Source organism: Photobacterium rosenbergii, assembly GCF_033022775.1.
Taxonomy (GTDB): domain Bacteria; phylum Pseudomonadota; class Gammaproteobacteria; order Enterobacterales; family Vibrionaceae; genus Photobacterium; species Photobacterium rosenbergii_A.
The window spans coordinates 601501-621568 of the sequence record NZ_JAWJZI010000003.1 but is presented as its reverse complement, the minus strand read 5'-3'; the positions used below and the strand labels follow the sequence as shown (position 1 = coordinate 621568).

At 52.3% G+C, this 20068-nt stretch carries 18 protein-coding genes and 1 other annotated feature; of the genes, 6 read left to right on the top strand and 12 right to left on the bottom strand.

Annotated elements, in window-relative coordinates:
• Positions 1-209: 209 nt before the first annotated feature.
• The 10 genes from yciA to R2X38_RS10620 all read right to left on the bottom strand — a co-directional run bounded on the left by yciA (position 210) and on the right by R2X38_RS10620 (position 10522).
• Positions 210-605: an acyl-CoA thioester hydrolase YciA gene (gene yciA, locus R2X38_RS10665; protein WP_317522195.1), complete on the bottom strand. Its 396-nt coding sequence runs from the start codon at positions 603-605 to the stop codon at positions 210-212.
• A gap of 14 nt (positions 606-619) precedes the next feature.
• Positions 620-1159 (bottom strand): septation protein A, encoded by a 540-nt coding sequence (locus R2X38_RS10660; RefSeq protein WP_317522194.1) that lies wholly within the window; start codon positions 1157-1159, stop codon positions 620-622.
• Positions 1160-1277: 118 nt separating this feature from the next.
• The gene (locus R2X38_RS10655) at positions 1278-2552 is read right to left on the bottom strand and encodes a dicarboxylate/amino acid:cation symporter (RefSeq protein ID WP_317522266.1); all 1275 of its coding nucleotides are present in this window, start codon (positions 2550-2552) and stop codon (positions 1278-1280) included.
• A gap of 323 nt (positions 2553-2875) precedes the next feature.
• A complete protein-coding gene (gene trpA / locus R2X38_RS10650; RefSeq protein ID WP_317522193.1) occupies positions 2876-3685 on the bottom strand; it encodes a tryptophan synthase subunit alpha in 810 nt (269 codons plus the stop codon).
• Entirely contained in the window at positions 3685-4875 is a 1191-nt protein-coding gene (gene trpB / locus R2X38_RS10645; RefSeq protein ID WP_317522192.1) for a tryptophan synthase subunit beta, read from the bottom strand. Before trpB ends, trpA begins: the two co-directional genes overlap by 1 nt.
• 12 nt (positions 4876-4887) lie before the next feature.
• Entirely contained in the window at positions 4888-6258 is a 1371-nt protein-coding gene (trpCF, locus tag R2X38_RS10640; protein ID WP_317522191.1) for a bifunctional indole-3-glycerol-phosphate synthase TrpC/phosphoribosylanthranilate isomerase TrpF, read from the bottom strand.
• Between the two features lie 2 nt (positions 6259-6260).
• Positions 6261-7271, bottom strand: a complete 1011-nt coding sequence (trpD, locus tag R2X38_RS10635; RefSeq protein WP_317522190.1) for an anthranilate phosphoribosyltransferase — start codon at positions 7269-7271, stop codon at positions 6261-6263.
• Between the two features lie 47 nt (positions 7272-7318).
• Positions 7319-7918 carry an aminodeoxychorismate/anthranilate synthase component II gene (locus R2X38_RS10630; RefSeq protein WP_317522189.1) on the bottom strand — a complete coding sequence of 200 codons (600 nt, stop codon included), beginning with the start codon at positions 7916-7918 and terminating at the stop codon, positions 7319-7321.
• Positions 7919-7928: 10 nt separating this feature from the next.
• Positions 7929-9512, bottom strand: coding sequence for an anthranilate synthase component 1 (locus tag R2X38_RS10625; RefSeq protein ID WP_317522188.1), 1584 nt, complete (start codon positions 9510-9512; stop codon positions 7929-7931).
• Positions 9509-10522, bottom strand: coding sequence for a bifunctional 3-deoxy-7-phosphoheptulonate synthase/chorismate mutase (locus R2X38_RS10620; RefSeq protein ID WP_317522187.1), 1014 nt, complete (start codon positions 10520-10522; stop codon positions 9509-9511). The genes R2X38_RS10625 and R2X38_RS10620 overlap by 4 nt, the downstream gene beginning before the upstream one ends.
• A 71-nt stretch (positions 10523-10593) precedes the next feature.
• Positions 10594-10686 (bottom strand) — a sequence feature (Trp leader region).
• A gap of 154 nt (positions 10687-10840) precedes the next feature.
• On the opposite strand from R2X38_RS10620, the gene rnm reads away from it, so the two are divergent.
• From rnm to rluB, 3 genes are all read left to right on the top strand, one after another.
• On the top strand, positions 10841-11707 hold the full coding sequence (gene rnm / locus R2X38_RS10615) for an RNase RNM (protein WP_317522186.1): 867 nt from the start codon (positions 10841-10843) through the stop codon (positions 11705-11707).
• 23 nt (positions 11708-11730) lie between these two features.
• Positions 11731-12351 (top strand): L-threonylcarbamoyladenylate synthase, encoded by a 621-nt coding sequence (locus R2X38_RS10610; protein WP_317522185.1) that lies wholly within the window; start codon positions 11731-11733, stop codon positions 12349-12351.
• Positions 12352-12548: 197 nt separating this feature from the next.
• Positions 12549-13619, top strand: coding sequence for a 23S rRNA pseudouridine(2605) synthase RluB (gene rluB, locus R2X38_RS10605; RefSeq protein WP_317522184.1), 1071 nt, complete (start codon positions 12549-12551; stop codon positions 13617-13619).
• Between the two features lie 105 nt (positions 13620-13724).
• Here the strand turns inward: rluB and R2X38_RS10600 are convergent, their stop codons facing one another.
• Positions 13725-14486 (bottom strand): YciK family oxidoreductase, encoded by a 762-nt coding sequence (locus R2X38_RS10600; RefSeq protein ID WP_317522183.1) that lies wholly within the window; start codon positions 14484-14486, stop codon positions 13725-13727.
• Positions 14487-14591: 105 nt separating this feature from the next.
• Between R2X38_RS10600 and sohB the strand changes: the two genes are divergently transcribed.
• Together sohB and R2X38_RS10590 are read left to right on the top strand one after the other, a co-directional pair.
• Positions 14592-15653 carry a protease SohB gene (gene sohB, locus R2X38_RS10595; protein WP_317522265.1) on the top strand — a complete coding sequence of 354 codons (1062 nt, stop codon included), beginning with the start codon at positions 14592-14594 and terminating at the stop codon, positions 15651-15653.
• Between the two features lie 26 nt (positions 15654-15679).
• Positions 15680-16111: a DUF805 domain-containing protein gene (locus R2X38_RS10590; protein WP_317522182.1), complete on the top strand. Its 432-nt coding sequence runs from the start codon at positions 15680-15682 to the stop codon at positions 16109-16111.
• 126 nt (positions 16112-16237) lie between these two features.
• Here the strand turns inward: R2X38_RS10590 and R2X38_RS10585 are convergent, their stop codons facing one another.
• A complete protein-coding gene (locus tag R2X38_RS10585; RefSeq protein ID WP_281025279.1) occupies positions 16238-16486 on the bottom strand; it encodes a YciN family protein in 249 nt (82 codons plus the stop codon).
• 697 nt (positions 16487-17183) lie between these two features.
• Between R2X38_RS10585 and topA the strand changes: the two genes are divergently transcribed.
• Entirely contained in the window at positions 17184-19829 is a 2646-nt protein-coding gene (gene topA / locus R2X38_RS10580) for a type I DNA topoisomerase (protein ID WP_317522181.1), read from the top strand.
• Positions 19830-20068 lie beyond the last annotated feature (239 nt).

Below are 20068 nucleotides of genomic sequence, written 5' to 3'. Positions count from 1 at the left end.
CTCTCCATAGATATTGGTGAAATTTTTTGATGAGGCAGCAATGTGTGACAAATTTTTCCTATCATAAATGAAAAAAAAAGCCCTAGCATCAGGTTAGGGCTTTTTTGCGGGTTTTTGCACTGTTCTGTACCCGTCTGCATAAGTCAGCGGGCGCCATTTACCTCGCAAATGGTATAGCTCAATGACTTATAAAGATTGGCACGATAAAACTATTTTTTAACTGGGCGCGGGCGGCCATTGCTGTCAATGGCAACATAGTTAAATGTTGCTTCACAGACGCGGTAGCGTTCTCCGACAGCATCAATTGCCACAGGTTTTACCCATACTTCAAGCGCTACGCTCATTGATGAGTTACCGATGCGTTTGCATTCGCCGTAGCAACATACCACATCACCAACGCTGACAGGGGCTTTGAAAGCGATGCTATCGACGGATACGGTAACAACGCGGCCACCTGAGATCTCTTTCGCTAAGATAGCGCCGGCGAGATCAAGTTGAGACATAATCCAACCGCCGAAGATATCACCGTTGGCATTGGTGTCGGCTGGCATGGCAAGAGTGCGAAGCAGCAATTGTCCGCGTGGAATATTATTTTCTGATGTCATGATACGACTCTGTACTACTCTGAATCGGGTTCTTTGGGCATATGGTGGTAAATATAGCCGCCGGTGGCAAGGGTAAAGATCAAAGTCAGGATCAATAGCCCGAATACTTTGAAATTAACCCACACATCCAGCGGTAAACGGAAGGCAATATAGACATTCACCACGGCACATACAATGAAAAACAGTGCCCAAGCGCCATTGATCCGGTTCCAGACGGCGTCCGGAAGGTCCAGCTCATTGCCTAACATGCCTTTTATCAGCGGCTTACCCAAGTACTGGCTGATGGCCAATCCGGAAGCAAAAATCCCGTAGACAATAGTGACTTTCCATTTGATGAAGTTGTCATCGTGCAGGAAGATCGTCAGCCCACCGAATACAGCCACCATCACGAAGGTGACCAGCTGCATCTTTTCTACTTTTTTATACAGCACCCAAGTTACAGCAACTTGAATGGCAGTGGCGATAATCAAGGCTCCGGTCGCGACATAGATGTCGTGGGTCTTATAGAGAATAAAGAATATGACCAGGGGAATAAAATCAATCAGTTGCTTCATGTTAAGCGCCATAAATACATAGGGTTTCTGGCTACATAGTACACCAGTCAGCAAAAGGCTGCAGGTTTAACCCTGCAGCCTTTAGTGTTTTTTCTCATTTGAGCAATAACGCGTTGTGTCAGGCGTGGTGGCTAGACTCCGGCTCCGGCGTGTCCTGCGGCGCATCATTGATCATGTTATCGACAATGACGGCACAGGCGGCATCACCGGTGATGTTCAGTGCGGTACGGATCATGTCGAAGATACGGTCCAGGGCAAACAGCAGCGGTAGGCCTTCGATAGGGATACCCGCGGCCAGCAATACGGCCACCACAAGGAAGGACGGCCCCGGCACGCCAGCCTGGCCGACGGCACCCAGCGTCGACGTCACGATAATTGCAATATAGGCACCCATCCCCAGCTCGATATTGAACATCTGGGCAAAGAAGATAGCGACCAGGCCGTAGTAAATGGCATTACCACTCATGTTGATGGTTGCGCCCAGCGGCAATACGAACGAAGCGGTCGAGTTTTTTACACCCAGCTCTTCTTCACACACTTCCATGGTTACCGGCAAAGTCGCCATCGAAGAGGCGGTCGACAGGGCAACGGCCTGCGGCTTTTTCATGGCCGATAGGAACTTCAGCGGCGAAGTCTTGCTAAATACCTTGATCATGGCTGGATAGAAGATGAAGCCGTAGATCAAGATAGCAACCACGTAGACCACGAAAAGCTTGAACACTACCATCAGGGCGCCAAAGCCGAAGGTGCCGACGGCATCTGCCATCAGGCCGAATACGCCCAGAGGCGCAACCTTCATCACAACGTTGATCATCCATACCATGGCATCAACAATGGCATTCACACCGTTGATAAGCGGATCGCGGCGCTCTTTTTCCAGTTTCGAAACAGCAATACCGAAGAAAAGGCAGAAAACCAAAATTTGAAGGATATTTGCTTCGTTCAGTGATTGGAAAACATTGGTAGGGATCATGCCGAGTACGGTAGCCCAGAAGGTCGGCATATCACCTTTATCGGCATAGGCATTGGAGAACATACCTTCGACGCCTGTCATGTCGACGCCGACACCCGGTTGGAACACCACACCCATAAACAGGGCCAAGGCAACTGCAACGGCTGATGTCAGGCCGAAAAAGCCCAGCGTCGATAGGCCGACTTTACCGGCAGATTGGCTACTGCCAAGCCCGGCGGCACCGGAGATAATGGCGACGGCGACCAAAGGGATCACCAACATTTTGATTAGGTGGATGAAGATGCTGCCTAGTGGGGCAAACATACTTGCTGACTGGCCCATCATTGCACCGACGAGCGTTCCCACACACATGGCAATGACGACCTGAACGCCGATATTGCCAAACAGTCCTTTTTCTTTTAACACGGTTAGATACCTCAGTTGTGTTCGATATTGTTCGCAAAGCTATTGGTTAAAAATCATTGGTTATATGTTTTGTAATTGTACCAAATGTTAATCCAATATTTTGCGCGTGTGTTTTTACACGGAAATATCATCTTTATCAATCTTTCTTTTACTTGATTGGTGTTATTGCCTTTCAAACTTGCAATTTGTTTGCACCAGGCATTAACAAGTTGGTTACTGTATGGGGGAAGAAGGAAGAGATCTTTGATCTTGCACCAGAAAATATCAGGGAGATGCAAAAAGCCGCCCACAGAGTGACCTGGGGCGGCTTTTGTGTTTATAGGTTAGCGCAGGAAAGGTTAACCTTTGCGGGTTGCAGCCTTCATGTTACTGATAAAGCTATGCATATTGCTGAGCATGGCGTCGTGATCGTCAAGGTTGTTCTCGATCACTTTCACCACAGCAGAGCCTGAAATGGCACCCGCAGCACCGGCTTCAATCGCTTCGGCAACCTGCTGAGGCTCAGAAATACCAAAGCCAAGCAATGCTGGTGGTGCATTGTGCGTCTTCAGGCTCTCTAGCAGGTGGTTGATTGGTGCACCTGCTTTGGTTTCAGTACCGGTTACACCGGCACGCGATAGCAGGTAGGTATAACCGCCACCAAACTCAGACACGGTTTTCAGCGTTTCTTCATCGGCATTTGGCGGTGCGATGAAGATTGGGTGGATGCCGTGCTTAGCCGCTGCTACGCGGAACTCTTCTGACTCTTTCAGCGGTACATCGGCAACCAGTACCGAATCAACACCGGCTTCGGCGCACTGCTGGTAGAAGTTTTCGATACCATTAGTGAACACCAAGTTGGCGTACATCAGCAGGCCAATTGGCATGTCTGGGTATTTGGCGCGGATCTGGCTCAGCAGGTCAAAGCAGACAGCTGGGGTAGTGCCAGATTCCATTGCACGGATTGTTGCACCTTGGATAGTTGGACCGTCCGCTAGCGGATCGGAGAACGGGATCCCCAGCTCAAGGGCGTCAGCACCGGCTTCCACCAAGGTTTCAATGATCTTCAGTGATTGCTCCGGGTTCGGATCACCGATAGTAACAAAAGGAACAAATGCGCCTTCGTTTTTCGCCGCCAGGCGGTCAAATTGGGCTTGGTAACGATCCATTACAGCACTCCTTTTGCATCTAGAATATCGTGTACAGTGAAAATATCTTTGTCGCCACGGCCTGATAGGTTAACGACCAGTAGCTGTTCTTTTTCTGGGTTGGCTTTGATCATCTTCAAGGCGTGGGCCAATGCGTGGGCTGACTCCAGTGCGGGAATGATACCTTCGTTGCGGGCAAGCTCCTGGAAGGCTTCCAGTGCTTCGTCATCGGTAACCGCTTCGTATTCAGCACGGCCAATTGCATTAAGGTGGGCGTGCTGAGGACCGACAGACGGGAAGTCCAGGCCAGCAGAAACCGAGTAAGACTCTTCAACCTGGCCGTGCTCGTCTTGCATTAGCGGGGCTTTCATACCAAAGAAGATACCCAGCTTACCGTGTTTCAGCGGCGCGCCGTGCATGTCAGTATCCAAGCCTTTACCAGCAGGCTCAACCCCAATCAGACCAACACTCTCTTCTTCGATGAAGTCAGAGAACATACCGATGGCATTTGAGCCACCGCCGACACAGGCGATAACGGCATCTGGCAGACGGCCTTCTTTTTCAAGGATCTGCGCTTTGGTTTCTTCGCCGATGATGTGCTGGAATTCACGCACGATAGTTGGGAATGGGTGAGGACCCGCAGCCGTACCCAGTAGGTAGTGTGCTTTGTCGTAAGTTGCCGTCCAGTCACGCATGGCTTCATTACAGGCATCTTTCAGTGTTGCCGAGCCTGAATGGACCGGGATCACTTCGGCGCCCATCAGCTTCATGCGAAATACGTTCGGGCTCTGGCGCTCAACGTCTTTGGCCCCCATGTAGACACGGCACTTGAGGCCCAGTAGCGCACAAGCCAATGCTGTTGCGACACCGTGCTGGCCTGCACCGGTTTCGGCGATGATTTCATCTTTGCCCATGCGCTTGGCAAGCAGGGCTTGGCCCAATACCTGGTTGGTTTTGTGGGCACCGCCGTGCAATAGGTCTTCACGCTTTAGGTAAAGTTTGGTCTTGGTGCCCTTGGTCAAGTTCTGGCACAAGGTCAGCGCAGTCGGGCGACCTGCATATTCTGTTAGTAGGTCGATGAACTCCTTCTGGAAGCTCGGATCCTGCTGGGCTTCGATAAAAGCCGCTTCAAGCTGGTCTAGGGCTGGAACGAGGATCTGCGGGACGTACTGACCGCCGAATTCGCCGAAGTAGGCACTAATTTTACTCATGGTTTATTTTCCTTAATACTTTCTGATAGCCGCGAAAGCCGCTTTCAATTTTGTTGGGTCTTTTTTGCCGGGCTCGCTTTCTACACCGGAATTCAAATCCAGTCCTCGGCAGCCAAGATGCGCTGCTTCACAGACATTGTCCGGGTTAAGGCCGCCGGCCAGCATGGTGATTTGCTTTTGCTCGTCAGGGATCAGGCTCCAGTCAAAGGCAACACCTGTGCCCCCCGACAGGTTGCCGACCTTGCTGTCGAGCAAGTGGCGGTCGACTTGCCATGCGCCAAGTTCCGGTGCCGTATCGGTCACGCCGTGGGCTTTCCAAATTTCACACTCTGCAGGCAGTTGGCCTTTCAGGGCGGCAATATAGTCATGGTCTTCATCGCCATGAAGCTGAACCGCTGAGAGTGAAAGTGCTTCGGCAGCTTTGGCTACGGCCTGTGGGTCAGCATTGCGGAACACACCAACGTATTTCAGCGGCGCACCGCTCATGATCATCCGTGCTTGCTCGATGTCGACATGGCGTGGTGAGCCAGACACAAAGATCAGGCCACCGTACACCGCGCCGCTCTGGTAGGCGGCGGCAGCATCATCAGCATGGGTCAGGCCACAGACTTTGTTGTCGCCTAGCAATACACGGCGAACGGCCAGCTCAAGGTTGTCTTCAGCCATCAGCGAGCTACCGATCAAAAAGCCGTTGGCATAAGCTGATAGGTCGCGTACCTGCTGGTTGTTGTAGAACCCTGATTCGGAAATCACAATAGTGTCTTGCGGCAGGCGGGGGGCTAGCTCTTTAGTACGGTTCAGATCTATGCTGAGATCGCGCAGGTTGCGGTTGTTGATACCCACAACCCTGGCCTTTAGGGCGATGGCTCGCTCAAGCTCTTCCTCGTTGCTGACTTCGGTCAGAATACCCAGGTTAAGCTGCTCGGCAACCTCGGCCAGTTCACGGTATTGGTCATCGTTCAATACTGACAGCATCAGCAAGATGGCATCGGCATTGTAGTGGCGAGCAAGGTAGACCTGATAGGTGTCAATCATGAAGTCCTTGCACAGCACCGGTTGGCGAACTTGGTTACGCACCACTGGCAGGAAGTCAAAGTTACCCTGGAAGTACTTTTCATCGGTCAATACCGAAATGGCGCTGGCATGGCCGTTGTACACCTGGGCAATCATATCGAGGTCGAAATCTTGGCGGATCAGCCCCTTGGATGGCGATGCCTTTTTGCATTCCAGAATAAAGGCTGCCTGATCACCGGACAGGGCCTCGTAGAAATTGCGATCGCTGGGCACTAGGCTGTCTTTGAACGATGCCAATGGCTGCTCGGCTTTGCGTGCTTCAACCCAAATACGTTTGTCTGCGACAATTTTGGCTAGAACTGTTTCCATGCTTAACCTCGTGCTGCAAGTTGCCCGACAAGCTCAAAGGCTTTGCCAGACTTCATGATATTGATGGCCTTCTCGGCATTGGCTTTGAGATCTTCCTGGCCGAACAGGCGAAGAAGCAGAGCCACGTTGACGGCGACGGCACCCATTTGGGCATCAGTACCTTTGCCCGTTAGGATATTGGTAATAATGGCACGGTTCTCTTCCGGCTCTCCACCCTTGATTGCTTCAAGCGGGTGGCTTTCAAGACCAAAGTCAGCAGGGGTTAAGGTGTACTCGGTGATTTCACCATTGATGATTTCAGCCACCGTGGTTTCGCCATGGATCGCCACTTCGTCGAGGCCACTGCCGTGGACAACTGCCGCACGTTTCATGCCCATCGCTGCCATGGTCTCGGCAATTGGGCGAACCAGCGAAGCATCGTAGACACCCATTAGCTCGATATTAGGGCGAGCCGGGTTAATCAAAGGACCCAGTACATTGAAGATGGTACGGGTTTTCAGGGTTTGGCGAACCGGCATCGCATGGCGCACGCCGCCGTGGTATTCCGGAGCAAACAGGAAGCAGACACCTAGATCGTCAAGGGCTTCACGGGCTGTTTCCGGCTTCATTGCCAGGTTGATACCGAATTTATCTAGCAAGTCTGAAGAGCCTGACTTGCTTGAGACGCCGCGGTTACCGTGCTTGGCGACTTTAACGCCACAGGCGGCAGCAACGAAAGCTGCGGTGGTCGATATATTGATGGTGTTGGCACCGTCGCCACCGGTGCCGACGATGTCGGCAAAGTCGTACTCTGGGCTCGGGAACGGGTTGGCATTGGCCAGCAGGGCTTTGGCGGCACCGGCGATTTCTGCTGGGGTCTCGCCTTTGATTTTCAATGCTGTCAGTACCGCAGACAGCAGTACTGGCTCGACTTCGCCCTTGATGATGGCGTCGAACAGGGTCTGGCTCTCTTCTTGGCTCAGTGCCTGCTGGTCGTAAAGCTTGTTGGCAATGGTGTAGATGGTCGCATCCATAATAAAAATCCTTGTTGTCTATACCGGCTGATTATTGGTTCGGCTCATTATTGGTCGGTCGTTGGCGACGTGACCCACGCCAGCGTATTGGTCAGCAGCTGGGCACCTTGGGTCGTGAGGATAGATTCCGGGTGGAACTGGTAACCGCACACGCGATCCTCATCATTGGTCACCGCCATGACCAGGCCGTCAACATCGGCAATGATATTCAGGCTATCTGGTACCGTTTCGGCAACCAGCGAGTGGTAACGGGCAATCGATAATGGGCTTGGCAATTCACCAAACACGTCATGGCCGGTATGTGTCATCATGGCTGATTTGCCATGGACGATTTCACCTGCGCCAGAGACCTTGCCGCCATAGGCTTCAACAATAGCCTGGTGGCCTAGGCAGATCCCGATCATCGGAACCTTGCCGCGCACCTGCTTGATGAGCTCAGGCATACAGCCCGCATCGGCAGGGGCACCCGGGCCCGGTGACAGCACCAGTACCGGATTGTTTTTCTCAGCTAGTGCTTGTTCCATTTGCTCGACGGTCAGGCTGTTGCGGTAAATCGTTACCTCGCAGCCCAGCGAGCGGAACTGGTCAACCAAGTTGTAGGTAAAGGAGTCAAAGTTATCAAGCAATACAATATGGGGTAGGGACATCAGTGGCTCCTTAGTGCGATTGACGTTCAGGGGCACTGTGTGCCTTGCGGATAGCGGTGATCACCGCTTGCGCCTTACCGCGGGTTTCATCGGCTTCTGCCTGAGGGACAGAGTCGTAAACCACACCGGCACCGGCTTGTACGCTGGCAACATCATCTTCGACATAGGCCGAGCGGATCACGATACAGGTATCCATATCACCGTGGCCAGTCAGGTAGCCGACTGCACCGCCATAACTGCCTCGGCGGCGCTGCTCGACCTCACGGATAAGCTGCATGGCTCGGATTTTCGGCGCGCCAGTCAGGGTACCCATGTTCATACAGGCCTGGTAAGCGTGCAGGGCATCCAGATCGCCGCGTAGCTGGCCGACAACACGGGATACCAGGTGCATCACATGGCTGTAGCGGTCGACGGCAAGTAAATCTGCGACATAGCGGCTACCCGGCTCGCTGATACGGGCAACATCGTTACGGGCCAAATCAACCAGCATCATGTGCTCGGCGTTTTCCTTCATGTCACAGCGCAGTTCAAGTTCGATTCGGCCATCAAGGTCTAGGTTGATTGAGCCGTCTGGGTTCTTACCACGACGGCGTGTTCCGGCAATCGGGTAGATCTCTATCTGGTTGCTCTCGGTGCAGTATTTAAGTGCACTTTCCGGCGATGCGCCGAACAGGGTGAAGTCGGCATCTTGCAGGTAGAACATGTACGGGCTCGGGTTGCCGATTTTAAGCTCTTTGTAAGCATTGAGCGGAGACGGGCACGGCAGGGTAAACTGGCGCGACGGCACCACCTGGAACACATCACCATTGATGACGTGCTGCTTGAGATCGACCACCTGCTGGCAGAAGTCTTCATCGCTCACGCTGGCTACCGGCTCGCACTCATCAAGCAGCTGGGCGGCTGGCAGCGGCATAGGTTCCAAGCAGGCTTCCTTGATGTGCTGCAGGCGGCGGCTGAGCTCGAAGTAGCTCGAGGTGTACTCGTCGCCCCCGAACAGGGTCGCTTGCAATTTGCCTTTGCGGCGCTGGTGGTCAATCACCAACAGGGTTTCGGCAATGTAGAACAGGTAGTCCGGGCAGCGGTTGTCCTGTTTGACGCCCGGCAGCGGCTCGAAACCGTCAACCACGTCGTAGGCGAACAGGCCGCCAATAAATAGCGCTTCACGCGGGTGACCAGCAATGTTGAAGGCGTGCTGGATCATGCGCAATGCATCGAACGAGGAGGTCTGGCGCAGGCGGCTGTCTTCATCCAGCGCGCGTTCTGCCGATGGGAACGTCAATTCTAGCTGGCGTCCTTGGCGTACTGCAGTGATATCGGTAGGCATCTTGCCTTCCAGGGTCTGCAGTACATTGAGGCCGTTATCGGTGAGGGCCTCGAGGGTGACCACTTTGCCACGGCAGACAATACGGACTGCCGCGTCGATGAGCATCAGGCTCTTGAGATCTTGCTTGGAGTCGATCTCGGCCGACTCCAGCAGTAGGTTGTGTGGGCGGTCGCCACAGACGGAGTAATACAACTCCGTCGGATCCGCAACATAGGGTACATCGAGGCTGAGCAGTTCCAGCTCACCGACGCCTAGTGGGGTAGTATTCACAGCGTTCTCCCTGCCGCTTCTACAAACGGTTTCAACTCTTGCATCAACTGTTCAAACATTGGACCGGTCAGTGCCTGGTGGCCGTCCGACAAGGCTTCACACGGGTTAAGGTGTGATTCGACGATAATACCGTCGGCACCAACTGGTGCAGCGGCACGTGACAGTGGGATAACCAGTTCACGGACGCCGGTACCATGGCTTGGGTCAACAACCACCGGTAGGTGGGTACGTTGCTTAAGGTAAGCCACGGCGTTCAAATCCAATGTGTTACGTGTTGCTGTCTCGTAGGTACGGATCCCTCGCTCACACAGGATGATATTTGGGTTGCCTGCATCAAAGATATATTCCGCCGCGAGTAACAGCTCCTCGATAGTGGCTGAAAGTCCGCGTTTGAGCAAGACCGGTTTTTTGCTTTCACCCACTGCTTTTAGCAGGGCGTAGTTCTGCATATTGCGGGCGCCAATCTGAAGACAGTCGATGTATTCACACATTGAATCCATCTGGCTGACCTCCATCACTTCCGAGACCGTCGGGATCCCCAGCTGCTGGTTGGCTTTTTTCAGTAGCTTCAAACCTTCAACACCCATACCCTGGAAATCATACGGGCTGGTACGTGGTTTGTAAGCGCCGCCGCGAAGGGCTACGGCACCATGTTTTTTCACCACTTCGGCCACGCTCAGCAGCTGCTCTTCAGACTCAACCGAGCAAGGACCGGCAATCACAGCGAACTTGTCACCGCCGACAGAGGCGTTGCCGAAACGCACCACGGTATCGTGGGCCTGCACTTCACGGCTAACCATTTTGTACTTGGTCAGGATAGGTTTGACGTTCTCGACACACGGGTAGGCATCAAGATGAAGTTGCTGCAGAACACGCTCATCGCCCAGCGCACCCAGGACAATACGCTCAACACCCGGCATGTAGAGGGGTTTTAGGCCGGCTTCTTCGATGCGGGCAAGAATTTCTTTGGCTTGTTGTTCGGTTGCATTTGGCTTGAGTACGATGATCATATTCTTTTCCTCTTCAGGGCGCTGTTTGTCGTTGGCGCACTGGTAAAATCTTTGTCTGGCTGAATTTGGTTATAAAAAAACCCGCGTCGAGGCGGGTTTGTGTAATCTGTTTAAGGCACAGCTAATCACACCACCCGCGTTGGGAAGTGCCACCACCAAGATGAGAAAGCGCAGAGCTGACGATGAATTTGCTGTACCATGTATTTATCCTTTCAGTGTTATACAGGCTTTCAGTGAACACACTGAACCACCAATGTAGTACTGGGTAACTGCGTACTAGTAAACTAGTTCGCGAGAGTAAAGTCAAGAAGATAATTTATGTTGTTTGATTTACACAGCCATACCACCGCATCAGACGGGCGGCTGTCACCGGAAGAACTTGTGCTGCGCGCTGTCGAGCGCCGAGTCGATGTGCTGGCGATTACCGATCACGATACGGTGGCTGGTTTGGCGGCTGCCGAGCAATTGATAGAAGCAGAAAATCTGCCTTTAACTCTCATCAAAGGCATTGAAATATCGACACTTTGGCGAAATTTTGATATTCACATTGTCGGTTTGAATATCGATCCCGAGCATCCAGCGATCGTCCGCATGATTGAAGCGCAGGCACAGCGCCGTGCCGAGCGTGCCGCCTTGATTGGGGAGCGGCTGGATAAGAACCGGATGCCGGGGGCGCTGGAAGGGGCCAAGGCCATTGCCAATGGGGCGACGCTTACCCGTGCCCACTTTGCCCAATGGATTGTTGAGCAGGGTTATGCCAAGAACATGCAGGCCGTTTTCAAGAAATTCCTGACCCGCAACAACCCTGGCTATGTGCCACCCAACTGGTGCTCGATGGCGGAAGCGGTAGAAGCCATACACCAAGGCGGCGGCCAAGCAGTGCTTGCCCACCCTGGCCGTTACAATATGACCGCAAAATGGCAAAAACGGTTACTGACTGCTTTTGTCGAAGCCGACGGGGACGCGATGGAAGTGGCACAACCGCAGCAGTCACCTCAGGAAAGGCGATTGCTGGGCGACTATTCAATTAATTACAAATTACTCGCTTCGCAGGGCTCTGATTTCCATTATGCCTCGCCATGGACCGAACTTGGCCGCAACTTGTGGTTGCCCAAGGACGTGACAGAAGTCTGGCAGGACTGGAGCGTTGAGAAGAAACGCATTGAAGAGGAAGTGCACGACTAGGTTGCACTTCCTATGGAGGAAGAATGAGTCAGTTTTTTTATGTTCACCCTGAAACACCACAGGTTCGCTTGATTAATCAGGCGGTAGCCATTATTCGCAATGGTGGGGTGATTGTCTACCCAACCGATTCGGGCTATGCGCTGGGCTGTCAGTTGGAAAATAAATCGGCATTGGAGCGTATCTGCCAGATCCGCCGTTTGAACGACAAGCACAATTTCACCTTGCTGTGCCGCGATCTGTCTGAGCTTTCGCTGTATGCCCGTGTTGATAATGCGGCATACCGCCTGCTGCGTAACAATACGCCGGGTGCCTACACCTTTATTTTCAAAGGCACTAAGGAAGTACCGCGCCGCCTGATGAACCCGAAGCGTAAGACCATTGGTATCCGTGTACCGGACAATGCCATTGCGCTGGCCTTGCTCGAAGCACTGGGTGAGCCGATGATGTCGACCTCTTTGATTTTGCCGGGCAACGAAACCACTGAATCTGATCCGGACGAGATCCGCGACCAGCTTGAACATGCAGTGGATTTGATCATCAACGGTGGGTATTTAGGTGAGCAACCGACCACGGTGATTGATTTCAGCAATGATGAAATGGAAATCGCCCGCGTCGGCGCCGGTGATCCGTCCCCGTTTGAATAATATGCCTCCAGTTGATTACTGAGCTGGCGAGTGAGTAGATTAAGCTCACCAGAGTAACAAATCACAGGAAATACCGGGCGAACAAGGTGTTTTCTGTGGTATCTAAGCTAAGCTTTTGGCATAATCCGCCATCGCTTTAAGATGGCTTAAAGCATGATGATATTTCGACGCCTGTGAAGGCGACAAAGGTTTGTCTAATGAGTGAAAAATTACAGAAGGTACTGGCACGTTCTGGCCAGGGTTCTCGCCGAGAAATCGAATTAATGATCCAGAACGGTCGAGTTAGTATCGACGGTAAGGTAGCCAAGCTTGGTGACCGCCTGGATGATTTGTCAGTCACTGTCCGCATTGATGGCCACAAAATCCAGTTGGTGTCGTCTTCAGAAGAAGTTTGCCGAGTATTGGCGTACAACAAACCTGAAGGTGAGCTATGTACCCGTCACGATCCAGAAGGTCGTCGCACGGTATTCGATCGTCTGCCTCGCCTGAACGGTGGTCGCTGGGTATCGGTTGGTCGTCTTGACGCCAACACCGCGGGTCTGCTGCTGTTCACCACCGATGGTGAGCTGGCGAACCGCCTAATGCACCCAAGCCGCTGCGTTGAGCGTGAGTACATGGTGCGTGTATTCGGTGAAGTGACCGAAGACATGGTTCGCAACCTGGTTAAGGGTGTTGAGCTGGAAGACGGCATGGCACGTTTCGAAGACGTGGTTTACGCCGGTGGTGAAGGTATGAACCATACCTTCTACGTGGTGATCACCGAAGGCCGTAACCGTGAGGTTCGTCGTTTGTGGGATTCACAGGGCGTAACGGTAAGCCGCCTGAAGCGTGTTCGCTACGGTGATATCTTCCTGACCAAAGATCTACCTCGTGGTGGTTGGATGGAGCTTGAACTTAACGAGGTGAACTACCTACGTGAGAAAGTTGAGCTGCCAGCTGAAACCGAAACTATGCTGACGGTTGAAGGCCAGAAGCGTAAGCGCGGTGTTCGTCAGATCCGCCGAGCCGTGCGCCGTCACGAAGAGCGCCTGAACGAAGATACCGGCCGTGGTCGCCGTGGTCGTCAGGATCAGCGTCGTTCATCGAGCCGCAACCAAGGCGAAGACAGCAACCAAGCGCCGCGTCGTAAGCCTGCAGGTAACACCTCGAACCGCCGTAACCAAGGTGAAGAGGGTAACAACGCTTCTCGTCGCAAGCCGTCAGGCAACGCTGCGAACCGTCGTAACCCACTGAAGAACAAGCCGGCCAAACCTCGTACCCGTAAATAGCGCGTACTCGCAAATAGCACGTGCACGAAATGAAGCCCGCTTGGGATCAAGAATGAAAAAAGCAGCCAATGGCTGCTTTTTTGTTATCTGGGGCGGGAAAGCCGCTTAGCTAGCCGTGCCAGGCTTACGCTTTGGCTGGGCGTCAATGCATTGGCCGTTGACGTCTTTGCTCTCCGGACCCATCAGGTAAAGATACAATGGCATGATCTCTTCCGGCGTTTTCAGCAGTGACGGGTCTTCTGCCGGGAAGGCCTTGGCACGCATACCGGTACGGGTACCGCCTGGATTGATGGCGTTGACGCGGACATTGGTGTTGGCCATTTCATCGGCCAGGATCTGCATCATGCCCTCGGTCGCAAACTTCGATATCGAATAAGCGCCCCAGAACGAGCGACCTTGGTGGCCAACCGTCGAAGAGGTAAACACAATGCGGCCGTCTTCGGCTTTCTTGACCAATGGCATAATTGCCTGGGTCAGCAGGAATTGGGCTTTGACATTGACCTGCATGACATCGTCATAGGTATCTTCACCCAGCTGGTCGAACGGGCTGAGCACACCCAGTAGCGAAGCGTTGTGCAGTACCCCGTCCAAGCGGCCGAACTGGCCTTCGATGGTTTCGACCATATCCAGGTAGTTTTGCTTGGTTGCGCCCATCATATCCATTGGGATAATCGCTGGCTGTGGGTAGCCAAGGGACTCAATCTGGTCATAAACGGCTTCTAGCTTGGCAACCGTACGGCCGAGCAAGATAACGGTCGCGCCGTGGGCGGCATAGCTAATGGCTGCCTGGCGGCCAATTCCATCACCCGCTCCGGTTACCAGAATAACTCTATCTTTCAGTGAGTTTTCAGCGATTTGATAATCCACTGCGTACTTCCTTATTGGTTTTTTCGTTTTCCTATTGTATTGCGATAGCGGTATGGGTGACAACTTGGTTACAATGACTGAATGTCAAAAAATGAGGACTCGACATTGGATTTTTTGTTTGATTATGGATTGTTCCTAGCCAAGATTGCCACGGTGGTTATTGCCTTCATCGCGATTCTGGTGGTGGCGAAAAGTGTGAAAGGCCATCATGGCAGCCAGAAAGGTGAGCTGGAAGTCACTGACCTGACTGAGCAGTACAAGCACACCGTGCATCAATTGGAGTCTCACTTGTTTGATAAGCCATTGCTCAAAGCGCGCGACAAGGCTGAAAAAAAAGCAGACAAGGAAAAGCACAAGGCACGACAAAACGAAGTGAAAAAAGCGGCCAAAGAAGGTGACTTGTCCCATTCGCGCGAGCCTCGCCTGTTTGTGTTGGACTTTCATGGCAGTCTCGATGCCCGTGAAGTGACCTCGCTGCGTGAAGAGGTGACGGCGATCCTGGCTGTGGCAATGGAAGGCGATGAAGTACTGCTGCGCCTCGAAACCGGCGGCGGTATGGTGCATGGCTACGGCCTGGCGTCTTCACAACTTGACCGCTTGAAAGCTGCCGGTATCAAGCTAACCATTTCTGTTGACAAAGTCGCGGCCAGCGGTGGCTACATGATGGCCTGTGTCGGTGACAAGATCATCTCGGCACCGTTTGCGGTTGTTGGTTCTATCGGCGTGATTGCCCAGCTGCCAAATTTCAATAAGGTACTGAAGAAAAACGATATTGAGTTTGAGCAAATTACTGCAGGTGAATTCAAGCGTACCCTGACGATGTTCGGCGAAAACACTGACAAGGCACGCGAGAAATTCCAGAGTGAAATTGAAGAAACCCACGGTTTGTTCAAGGCTTTCGTGTCTGAGCACCGCCCTGAGTTGGACTTGGCCAAAGTAGCGACCGGTGAGCACTGGTTTGGTAAGCAGGCGCTGGAACTTGGCTTGGTTGACGAAATTGGCACCAGCGATGATTACATCAGCACATCGTGCAAAGATCGCGAAGTGCTTCAGGTGCGTTATGTCCAGCGCAAGAAGCTGGCTGAAAAACTGGCTGGCGCGACGGGCGATGCGGCCGATAATTTGCTGCTCAAATGGATCAGCCGCGGCCAGCGTCCGATTGTCTAAACGTCCATTAGTATAGAGAGGTTACGATGGATCAAAAGTGGGCCTTGTTCTCATTTCAAGGGCGGATGCGCCGCCGGGATTACTGGCTATACAGCATACCTGTATTATTGGTATCGCTGCCGGTATTCCTCTATACCACACCGGAGAATGCGGGCAACCCAATGCTCAATATCCTGTCGATTGTGGTCTTGCTGTTTGTGTTCTGGGCCTCGGCAGCGCTGAATGTCAAACGCCTGCACGACCGCAACAAAAGTGCGTGGTGGATCATCCTGACCTTCTTGCCATTGATTGGTCCGATCTTCGTGATCGTCGAACTGGGGATCTTGGATGGTACACCGGGGCCGAACCAGTTCGGTGCCGATCCTAAGGGGCGCGGTGCGCCGCCTTCAGCGCCAGGAACTTCGCCAAACAGCGAGCCTAAGGATAATGGCAAAGACACAATGACTATCGATATGTAACTATATCGACATGGCCTTAGGGCATTAGCCCAAGAAGATCATAGCCTTGTAAAATGTCGCCTTGAAATAAATCAGCCCCGCAAAAAGCGGGGCTGTTTTTGTTCTGTATGACCCGATAAAGGAAGCTTATTTGCCTAGGGTAAACTTCGGCGATAGCTGGTGGGCCAGGTATTTGAACATGTTGAACACTGCCGTGGTTTTTTCGGTTGGCAGGCCCTTGTCATCAAGGAAGAACTCGCCTTTGAAAATCAGTACCCCGCCACGCTCTTCTACGGAGGTGGCACGCATCCCGTCGATGTAGGCTTCATGATCTTGAATTTGCTGGTTGGCAATCATTAGCAGGTCATCAGTTGAAATGGTTTCTTTGGTGCTCATGGTATCTCTCTCATCTCACAGCAGATTGCCGGGAAGTTCTCCGGCAGAGGCCGACTAGTGTATTTGAGTTGGTGGGCGATGACAAATTTTGCACCAAACCGGATTGAGTCATTTTCTTGGCGTTGTTGATTTTTATTGGGAACTGGTTATATCTTGAAAAAAGGCGCGTTTTAACAAGTCGGTATTTTGTCACCCAAAGGTCAAAACATCAGGGTATAAAGAATAGGCATTAACCCTTTGAATTGTCGAAAATCTGTGAGCGATGGCAAAAAATAGTGGTTTTTTATAGTCAAAGCGTTGCTGAGGTGGTAATGATTAGCGCCCATTGTGGGAGTTGTTTTCAGTTTTACGAAATAAAAGAGAGGAAAATCGCGTTGCCACTTGCTCTGTCGGTATACATTTTTCCTGTGCATTGGTTAGCGTAACTAGCTGTTAACAAGTGGGGAAGGGACAACCAAACGGTCTCGATTTGTTAAAAAGCAGTTGACCTTCTCCGATTGTAGCCCAATATGTAAATACCAATCACATTACGTAACTAGTTATCCGGAGCTGTCCTCAACCGGTTGGATTTCGCGATGTAAATAGTTACTTAATCAGTTTGGCGTACCAGCGTTGCCGTGCTAGCTCTAGTTTTTTAGCGTGCAACTAGTTGTTTTAATTTTAAGTTTTGTGAGCACGAGGACGTAATAGAATTATTATGGGTAAATCACTCGTTATTGTGGAGTCCCCAGCCAAGGCGAAGACGATCAATAAGTACTTGGGTAAGGACTTCGTTGTTAAGTCAAGCGTCGGTCACGTTCGTGATTTGCCGACGGGTGCACGTAGCACCGGAAAGAAGGCGACGCCTACTTCAACCAAGGGCTTGAGCGCCGAAGAGAAAGCGCGCATCAAAAAAGAAAAAGAACGCAAAGCGCTGATCAACAAAATGGGTGTCGACCCATACAATGACTGGGCTGCCCAATACGAAGTGCTTCCTGGCAAAGAAAAAGTGGTCAACGAGCTGCAAAAGCTGGCTGAAGATGCTGACTATGTTTATCTCGCAACCGATTTGGACCGCGAAGGGGAGGCTATTGCGTGGCACCTTCGTGAGATCATCGGCGGCGATGATGAGCGCTACAAGCGAGTAGTTTTCAACGAGATCACCAAGAATGCTATCCAGCAGGCTTTCGAGCAGCCGGGTGAGCTGAACATGGATGGTGTGAATGCGCAGCAGGCACGCCGTTTTCTCGACCGCGTGGTTGGCTTTATGGTTTCCCCTCTATTGTGGAAGAAAGTCGCACGTGGCCTTTCTGCGGGCCGTGTACAGTCGGTTGCGGTTAAGCTGATTGTTGAGCGTGAACGCGAAATCAAAGCATTCGACCCAGAAGAGTACTGGGACATGCATGCCAATACTCAAACCGCTGGCAGCGATGCCCTGCGTTTGATGGTGGCACAGCAAGCCGGCAAGACATTCCGTCCGGAAAACGAAGCTGACACTATGGCGGCGAAAGCGCTATTGGAAAAGGCGGCTTTCCAGGTCAAAGACCGTGAAGACCGTCCGACCAGCAGCAAGCCTTCGGCTCCGTACATTACTTCGACGCTTCAGCAGGCGGCAAGTACTCGCCTAGGCTACGGTGTAAAGCGCACCATGGGTTTGGCGCAGCGCTTGTATGAGGCGGGTTACATTACCTATATGCGTACCGACTCGACCAACCTGTCGAAGGAAGCGGTTGAAGCGGCGCGTGAGTTTATTGCCGGTGAGTATGGCGATAACTACCTACCGTCTTCGCCAAATGTCTACGGTAGCAAGGGCAATGCCCAGGAAGCGCACGAAGCGATTCGTCCTTCCAGTGTTGACGTCAAAGCGGAAAACCTAGAAGGCATGGAGCAGGATGCCATCAAGCTCTATGACTTGATCTGGCGTCAGTTCGTTGCTTGTCAAATGGTACCGGCTAAGTACGATTCAACCACGATTACTGTTGAAGCGGGTGAGTTCACCCTGAAAGCGAAAGGCCGTACCTTGCGCTTTGCCGGTTGGACCCAGGTTCAGCGCCCATCGGGCAAGAACGAAGATACCACGTTGCCTATGGTTCATGTGGGCGACACGCTCAAGCTGGAATCGTTGGAGCCGAAACAGCACTTTACCAAGCCTCCTGCACGCTTTACCGAAGCGGCATTGGTTAAAGAGCTGGAAAAACGAGGTATCGGTCGTCCTTCAACATACGCATCGATCATTTCGACCATTCAGGATCGTGGCTATGTGCGTGTTGACCAGCGTCGTTTCTATGCTGAGAAGATGGGTGAGATTGTCTCGGACCGTCTTGACCAGAGCTTTGCCGATCTGATGGACTACGATTTTACCGCCCGCATGGAAGGCAACCTCGATAAAATCGCCGAAGGCGAGGCGAGCTGGAAATCGGTACTGGACAAGTTCTTCAGTGATTTTACCACTGAGCTCGAGAAGGCCGAGCTGGACGAAGGCGAAGGCGGCATGGAGCCGAACAAGATCGTGCTGACCGATATCGAATGTCCGACTTGTGGTCGTCCAATGGGGATCCGTACCGCTTCGACTGGTGTATTCCTTGGTTGTTCTGGCTATGCCCTGCCACCGAAGGAGCGCTGTAAGACAACGATCAACTTGGGTGACGAGGAAGGTATCGTCAATGTCTTGGAAGAAGATGTTGAAACCGCGGCCCTGCGTGCCAAGAAGCGTTGTCCGAAATGTAGCACCGCAATGGACGCTTACCTGATCGATGCGGAGCGTAAACTGCACGTTTGTGGTAATAACCCAAGCTGTGACGGTTACGTGGTCGAGAAAGGCGAGTTCAAGCTAAAAGGCTATGACGGTCCGGTTATCGAATGTGACAAGTGTGGCTCGGATATGGAGCTCAAGAACGGTCGCTTCGGTAAGTACATGGGTTGTACCAACGAGACGTGTAAGAATACTCGTAAGATTTTGAAGAACGGTGAAATTGCACCACCGAAGGAAGATCCGGTTCATCTACCTGAGCTGCCTTGTACTCAAGATCCAGATGCCTACTTCGTACTGCGTGATGGCGCTTCAGGCCTGTTTATGGCGGCAAGCACCTTCCCGAAATCGCGCGAAACCCGTGCGCCGTTGGTCGAAGAGCTTGTTCGCTTTAAAGATCGCCTGTCGCCGAAGTTCATGTACCTGACCGAGGCACCGACAGAAGACCCGGATGGTCGTCCGACAGTGGTTCGCTTTAGCCGTAAGACCAAAGAGAACTATGTTCGTTCGGAAATCGAGGGTAAACCATCAGGCTGGACTGGGCTTTACATTGACGGTAAGTGGGAAATTACCGACAAGCGCAAAAAGCCAAAGAAAGAGAAAGCTGAGAAATAAAGAAAAACCGCCGAAAGGCGGTTTTTTGTTTTCTAATCAACGGCTATGGGCTAAAGCGGCCATTGGCTATTGGAAGAGCGAAGAAGCACGACTAGTGGAAAAGCATAGACTGGGGCTTCAATAATTATTGGACCTGAAGGCAGCTTCTGTAAAAATCTAATCGCCTATCGCCTATCGCCTATCGCCTATCGCCTATCGCCTATCGCCTATCGCCTATCGCCTATCGCCTATCGCCTATC

Excerpts from the sequence above, each read along its gene's own strand:
- yciA (WP_317522195.1), bottom strand. The coding sequence starts at position 605 with ATGACATCAGAAAATAATATTCCACGCGGACAATTGCTGCTTCGCACT.
- R2X38_RS10660 (WP_317522194.1), bottom strand. The coding sequence starts at position 1,159 with ATGAAGCAACTGATTGATTTTATTCCCCTGGTCATATTCTTTATTCTC.
- trpA (WP_317522193.1), bottom strand. The coding sequence starts at position 3,685 with ATGGATCGTTACCAAGCCCAATTTGACCGCCTGGCGGCGAAAAACGAA.
- trpB (WP_317522192.1), bottom strand. The coding sequence starts at position 4,875 with ATGAGTAAAATTAGTGCCTACTTCGGCGAATTCGGCGGTCAGTACGTC.
- trpCF (WP_317522191.1), bottom strand. The coding sequence starts at position 6,258 with ATGGAAACAGTTCTAGCCAAAATTGTCGCAGACAAACGTATTTGGGTT.
- trpD (WP_317522190.1), bottom strand. The coding sequence starts at position 7,271 with ATGGATGCGACCATCTACACCATTGCCAACAAGCTTTACGACCAGCAG.
- R2X38_RS10630 (WP_317522189.1), bottom strand. The coding sequence starts at position 7,918 with ATGTCCCTACCCCATATTGTATTGCTTGATAACTTTGACTCCTTTACC.
- R2X38_RS10620 (WP_317522187.1), bottom strand. The coding sequence starts at position 10,522 with ATGATCATCGTACTCAAGCCAAATGCAACCGAACAACAAGCCAAAGAA.
- rnm (WP_317522186.1), top strand. The coding sequence starts at position 10,841 with ATGTTGTTTGATTTACACAGCCATACCACCGCATCAGACGGGCGGCTG.
- R2X38_RS10610 (WP_317522185.1), top strand. The coding sequence starts at position 11,731 with ATGAGTCAGTTTTTTTATGTTCACCCTGAAACACCACAGGTTCGCTTG.
- rluB (WP_317522184.1), top strand. The coding sequence starts at position 12,549 with ATGAGTGAAAAATTACAGAAGGTACTGGCACGTTCTGGCCAGGGTTCT.
- R2X38_RS10590 (WP_317522182.1), top strand. The coding sequence starts at position 15,680 with ATGGATCAAAAGTGGGCCTTGTTCTCATTTCAAGGGCGGATGCGCCGC.
- R2X38_RS10585 (WP_281025279.1), bottom strand. The coding sequence starts at position 16,486 with ATGAGCACCAAAGAAACCATTTCAACTGATGACCTGCTAATGATTGCC.
- topA (WP_317522181.1), top strand. The coding sequence starts at position 17,184 with ATGGGTAAATCACTCGTTATTGTGGAGTCCCCAGCCAAGGCGAAGACG.